The sequence below is a fragment of the Pseudomonas sp. PA-4-8C genome (assembly GCF_021606625.1).
Classification (GTDB): Bacteria; Pseudomonadota; Gammaproteobacteria; order Pseudomonadales; family Pseudomonadaceae; genus Aquipseudomonas; species Aquipseudomonas lactis.
The window spans coordinates 1-5266 of the sequence record NZ_WKCD01000340.1 but is presented as its reverse complement, the minus strand read 5'-3'; the positions used below and the strand labels follow the sequence as shown (position 1 = coordinate 5266).

At 56.5% G+C, this 5266-nt stretch carries 3 protein-coding genes and 1 pseudogene; 2 read left to right on the top strand and 2 right to left on the bottom strand.

Translation table 11 applies throughout. The annotated features are described in order from the left end of the window. Positions 1-229: 229 nt before the first annotated feature. Positions 230-508, top strand: a pseudogene (locus tag GIW04_RS27550) (AMP-binding enzyme); the annotation flags it as partial. Positions 509-531: 23 nt separating this feature from the next. On the opposite strand, the gene GIW04_RS27545 reads toward GIW04_RS27550, so the two are convergent. Beyond that, on the bottom strand, positions 532-2598 hold the full coding sequence (locus tag GIW04_RS27545) for a M10 family metallopeptidase C-terminal domain-containing protein (protein WP_120248261.1): 2067 nt from the start codon (positions 2596-2598) through the stop codon (positions 532-534). A gap of 378 nt (positions 2599-2976) precedes the next feature. Then, positions 2977-4092 carry a Gfo/Idh/MocA family protein gene (locus GIW04_RS27540; protein WP_094774619.1) on the bottom strand — a complete coding sequence of 372 codons (1116 nt, stop codon included), beginning with the start codon at positions 4090-4092 and terminating at the stop codon, positions 2977-2979. Positions 4093-4507: 415 nt separating this feature from the next. Here GIW04_RS27540 and GIW04_RS27535 point away from each other — a divergent pair. Continuing rightward, positions 4508-5266 (top strand): WD40/YVTN/BNR-like repeat-containing protein (locus GIW04_RS27535; RefSeq protein WP_236479396.1); only part of this gene is annotated, 759 nt, incomplete at its 3' end.

The window sequence follows — 5266 nt, the reverse complement described above, 5'->3', positions numbered from 1 at the left end:
GCTCAAGGATACGCTGGAAAAACTACCCAGCTGGCCCAACAGCCGGATCGATGAGCTATTACCCCTCGCGCCTCAACCTGAGTAAAGGTGGGGCGGCTGGACGCTTACTTTCCGGTGGTCCGCGATGCCTAGGCACTCGCGGACTAGCTGACTTTAATTTAAAGTACCGTGCCCTCTACCTCCCCAAAATTTTTGGGTTGACTGTTTTTCAGTGGCCCGTGGTTGCCGCCTCTCGGGCTTCAATGTGTACCCCAATGAAATCGAGGACGTGGTGGCCATGCACCCTGGGATTGCCGAAGTGGCGGCCATTGGGGTGGAAGATGCGGTGACTGGGGAGAAGGTCAAGATCATCGTCGTGCGCAAGGACCCGCACCTGACTCAGGAGCAGATTCTTGCGCACTGCCGGGAGTACCTGACGGGGTACAAGCTGCCTAAATATGTGGAGTTTCGCACCACGGAATTGCCCAAGACCACCGTCGGTAAAGTGCTACGCAGGGCGTTGCGTTGAGGCTGTTTAGCCTGTGAGCACCCTTACAGGTAACCGTCATCCTGGATGTTCAGTCCGATCACGTCTTCGTTGCTGATGGGGCGGGTACTCTTGATCAGAAAATCGGTCTTGCCATCGCCCGTCAGGTCAACGCCCAGGAAGTACCTGCCGGTGAACGGGTTGTGCACGATGATCGTGTCGCCGGGCTGGTTGCGGTACTGGTTGACATAGTTGAGTTTGACTTGGGCATTTTCGCTCATTTTTCTCAAATCAATCTTGTCTTTGCCCGTGGTGAAGTCCAAGAGGGTGTCCGCGTTGTTGCGTGGAGAATCGCAGGCAAAATGGTAGCTGAAGATATTAAAGCCTCCATTGCCGGTCAGATGGTCCGCGCCTGCACCACCGATCAGGATGTTATCGGCGCTATTTCCGCTGATACGGTCGTTACCCTTGCCACCTATGGCGTTTTCGATGACGGTTGTTTGCGTAATAAACACATTGTCGCGTAGCCCACCTACGCTGGAGCGAGTACCGGGTGTCAGATCAATCTGTTGGTCTTGATAGAAACCAGAGAAGTCCACGGTGTCGTTGCCTTTTCTGTCGTCCACGCTGAAATAAGGTTTGTCGCAGGCAGAGGTGAGGGTTGTACTGGGGCGTCCGGTATTTGCATTGAAACCATAGACCGTGTCGCGCGTGTCGGGTCGGGGGCATGATACTGGGGTGGGCCTGGGCTCTGGTTCTGGCTTGGGCTTGGGTTCACGCTTGGGCCTGGGCTTCGGTTCTGGTTCAGGCCTGGGTTTGGGGGCTGGCTCAGGTTCTGGCTCGGGCACAGGCTCGGGCGTTGAATCCGCGTGGGTCAGGATGTCGTCCGGCGCTATAGGTCCTTTGCTCAGAATCAGTAGTGCAGAGTCAGGTTTGCCGCTCACATTCAGAACCAGTTTGTGCATCTTGGCATTTTCATCGTAGCTGAGCGTCAGCTCGCCTTTGCGACCGGTGAGTACGCTAACCAGCTCCGGCTTTTCAATGCCGGCGTCGTTGAGCACCCTGGACAGGTCGATCTTGTCGACGCCGCTGGTAAAGTCTTCAAGTATGTCCGGATTCCCAGGGGTGGAGTCGCTGGCTTTGTTATAAACAAAGGTATCAGCACCACCGCCGCCTATCAGTGTGTCGCGACCGGCTCCGCCGGTTAGTCTGTTATTGACGTGATTGCCGATCAGTACGTCATGCCCTGAGCCACCGATGGCGTTCTCCATCACAACGCCCTTGGCGATGGACACGTTGCCCACGCGGCCGCCCACATCCGAGAGTGTCTCGGCGGCCAGGTTTATCTTTTGGTTCTGCTTGAAGCCGGAAAAGTCCAACGTGTCTTCGCCGCCGTTGTCCCAGACACAAAAGTTGGTCAGGTCGTCGGCGGAGGTCAACGTATAATGATCGCGCTCAGTGTTGGAGTTAAAGCCGTAGGTTGTATTATCTTTTCGGGTTTCATAATTGGGTTCGTATAAGCGATGAATGCCTGCGATGTCGTGCATTGCTGGAGTCAAGTTATAGTCCGAAATACGAAGCCTAGGATTGTCTGTGGGTAGCCACCATTTGTTACTGTAACTCATGGCAGTATGAGTATGGTTGTTTTCTGGGTAATCTCCGGTTGGATGGTCTAATCCCAAACTATGACCAAGCTCATGGATCATGGCAGAGTGCAGGGGCGAGTTCTTATCGCCGACGCCGATGCCAATGCTTGCAGTTCCTTGGTCATTTGGCATGACGGCATATCCACCAACGCCCGGATTGGCATGAAGTACAAAAAACGCATCAGCCTCCTTGGCGTTTTCGGTGAACTTGACTTTGACCACGTCTTCCCAAGCCTTGATGGCGCTCTTGAACGCTTTCTTTCTGGCCTGGCTGAACTCACCTGCGCCCTGGTCTAAAAATTTATATGAAACTGTTAGTTTGCCGTCGCCATTTTTATCTTTTAATTTCAAATTGTCGCGAGTAAGGTCTCGTGCAACCTTGTCCGATAACGAAGGTGCAAGTGGATCGGCTGTTGGGGCGTCGGCCGAGAGCGGGTAAGTTTGAGGTTTTACGTACGAGGGATGATAATTTGTAATGGCTGACATGAATATGTCTCGGATTGTTTGCGTTGGGTTGGGTTTTAAGAAGTGCTTGAATTCTTGTGGTGAAGTAAGGTGGCTTATTTATTTATATAAGGCCAGAAGGTATTTATTTCGATGTGTGATGGTAAGTAATAGGCGTATTTGAGGTGAGAGTTGTTTGTACGGTGCTGTATGAGGTTTTGTTTGTTTCAGGTGGGGGATGGCTGATTAAAGTTGGGAAAGTTTACTGGTTGAAGTGCGAATGCGTCGATTTGCTCCAGCCTTGAGGGAAGGCTGTCAAGCCTTCCTCGCGAGCGTCCTTATGAGTGGCAAGGACAGTGCATGCCCACACTGGAGGCGAGGGCGGCGTTTATCCGGCTGACCGGGACGGACCGGCTTGCGTTAAAGTTTGCCGACCCTGACCCAGCGTTCTTCCTGAGCCGCAACTCGAATCGCCGTCGCCAACCGCTCCACCTCCCACGCCGCCTCAAAGTCTGTGCCCTGCGCCCCTTGGCCGGCCAGCGCCATGATCAACTCGTGCACTTCCAACGTCTTCAATTCGTTGTAACCCAGCTGATGCCCCGCCGCCGGGCTGAACGCCGCATAACCGGGCAGGGCAGGGCCTGCCAGCAGACGCTGGAAACCGTCCTGGCCGATGCGGCACAGACGCAGTTCATTCAAGCGTTCCTGGTCAAACGCCAGGGTGCCTTGGGTGCCGCTGATCTCAAAGCTCAGATGGTTCTTGTAGCCGTGCTTGAGCCAACTGCTGCTCACCGTGCCACGGGCGCCGTTGGCGAAACGCAACAGGGCGTGCACTTGGTCATCCACGGCAATGGTTTTTGAGGTCGGGCTGCCGGCGGTGGCGGGGCGCTGGTTGTGCACGGTCTGGGTATCGGCACAGACATGAGTCACATCGCCCACCAGATAGCGGGCCATCGACAGCAAATGGCTGCCCAGATCAGCCAGGGCGCCGCCGGCGTGCTCCACTTCGCAGCGCCACGACCAAGGGGAGGCCGGGTCGGCCATGAAGTCTTCGCTGAACTCACCCTGGAAACTGATGATCTGGCCCAGCTCGCCTTTGGCAATCATCTGCTGCGCCAGCACGATCATCGGGTTGTGCTGGTAGTTGTAGCCGACCCGAGTCACCACCCCGGCGGTATGCGCGGCGCGGCGCATGGCATCGGCTTGTTCAAGGCTGACGGCCAGGGGCTTTTCGCAATACACAGCTTTACCCGCCGCAATCGCGGCCATGGCCATCGGGTAATGCAAATGGTTAGGGGTGGTGATGGCCACGACGTCGACCTTGGGATCGTTGATCAGCGCTTGCCAGTCGCCATGAGCCTGGGCAAACCCCCAGGCGCTGGCACAACGCTGAGCGCGTTCGGTGTCGGCATCGGCCAGGGCGGCCAGCTTGAGGTGTACCGGCAGTTCGAATACCGCCCGAGCGTTGTTGAACGCCAGCGCGTGGGCGCGGCCCATGAAGCCTGTGCCGATCAAGCCGATTCCGAGTTCACGCATCGTCGTGGTCCTTTGGATTATTGTTTTCAGGAACGCCATTAATGGAATAAAAATTCACTAAATTCAATAGATGGAATAAAAATTCATTCTCCCTGATCGTTCCCACGCTCCGCGTGGGAATGCCGCCCGGGGCGCTCTGCGCCCCGCTGTTTGCGCGGTGAGGACGCAGAGCGTCAGGGGTGCATTCCCACGCGGAGCATGGGAACGATCACGTGGGGCCATCATTTCAGCTGATGCAGCTATATTCAGCACATGGCCAAAAGCCGCCAGTTAACAAAAGATAACGTAGCGCCGATTGTCAGACGATTCCAAAGCCCGATAGGATGGCTCCTGCTTCCTCCAGGCGCTCTAGATTGCAGGTTTCAAGGCCCTGAAAGAGAAGACGACCTAACAATAATAAATGGGAGAAAGGTCTATGAGTGAGCCTGTCATGGGTTGGGTTGTTTGCCGCCCACGCGCCGCACGCAGGGTTGCGCTGCTGGCCACAGCGCTCTCGCTGCTTGCTGGCAGCGTATTGTCGACGCCGGTACTGGCCGCCAGCGATAGCCCCGCCGCCGCAGTCTTTGCGATTGAGTCCCCCAAGGCCGCCAAAGGCTTGATGATCGACGTGGTTCACGCAGGCAAGCGCCTGGTGGCCGTCGGTGATCGTGGGCATATCCTCTATTCCGATGATCAGGGCACCACTTGGGCCCAAGCCAAAGTGCCCACCCGGCAACTGCTCACGGCGGTATTTTTCGTCGATGACCAGCACGGCTGGGCCGTCGGCCATGATGCGCAGATTCTTGCCAGTACCGATGGCGGCGCCACGTGGACCCAGCAATATCAAGACCTCAAACGCGAAGCGCCATTGCTCGATGTGTGGTTCAACGACGCCAACCACGGCCTGGCCGTGGGGGCCTACGGTGCGTTGATCGAGACCACCGACGCCGGCAAAACCTGGAACGATGTCAGCGATCGCCTGGACAACGAAGACCAGTACCACCTCAACGCCATCGCCCAGGTCAAGGGCGCCGGCCTGTTTATCGTCGGTGAGCAAGGCAGCATGTTTCGCTCCAGCGATGACGGCCAGACCTGGGAAAAACTCGAAGGCCCCTACGAGGGTTCACTGTTTGGCGTGATCAGCACCGCACAGGCGCAGACCCTGCTGGCGTATGGTTTGCGCGGCAACCTCTAC

Excerpts from the sequence above, each read along its gene's own strand:
- GIW04_RS27540 (WP_094774619.1), bottom strand. The coding sequence starts at position 4,092 with ATGCGTGAACTCGGAATCGGCTTGATCGGCACAGGCTTCATGGGCCGC.
- GIW04_RS27545 (WP_120248261.1), bottom strand. The coding sequence starts at position 2,598 with ATGTCAGCCATTACAAATTATCATCCCTCGTACGTAAAACCTCAAACT.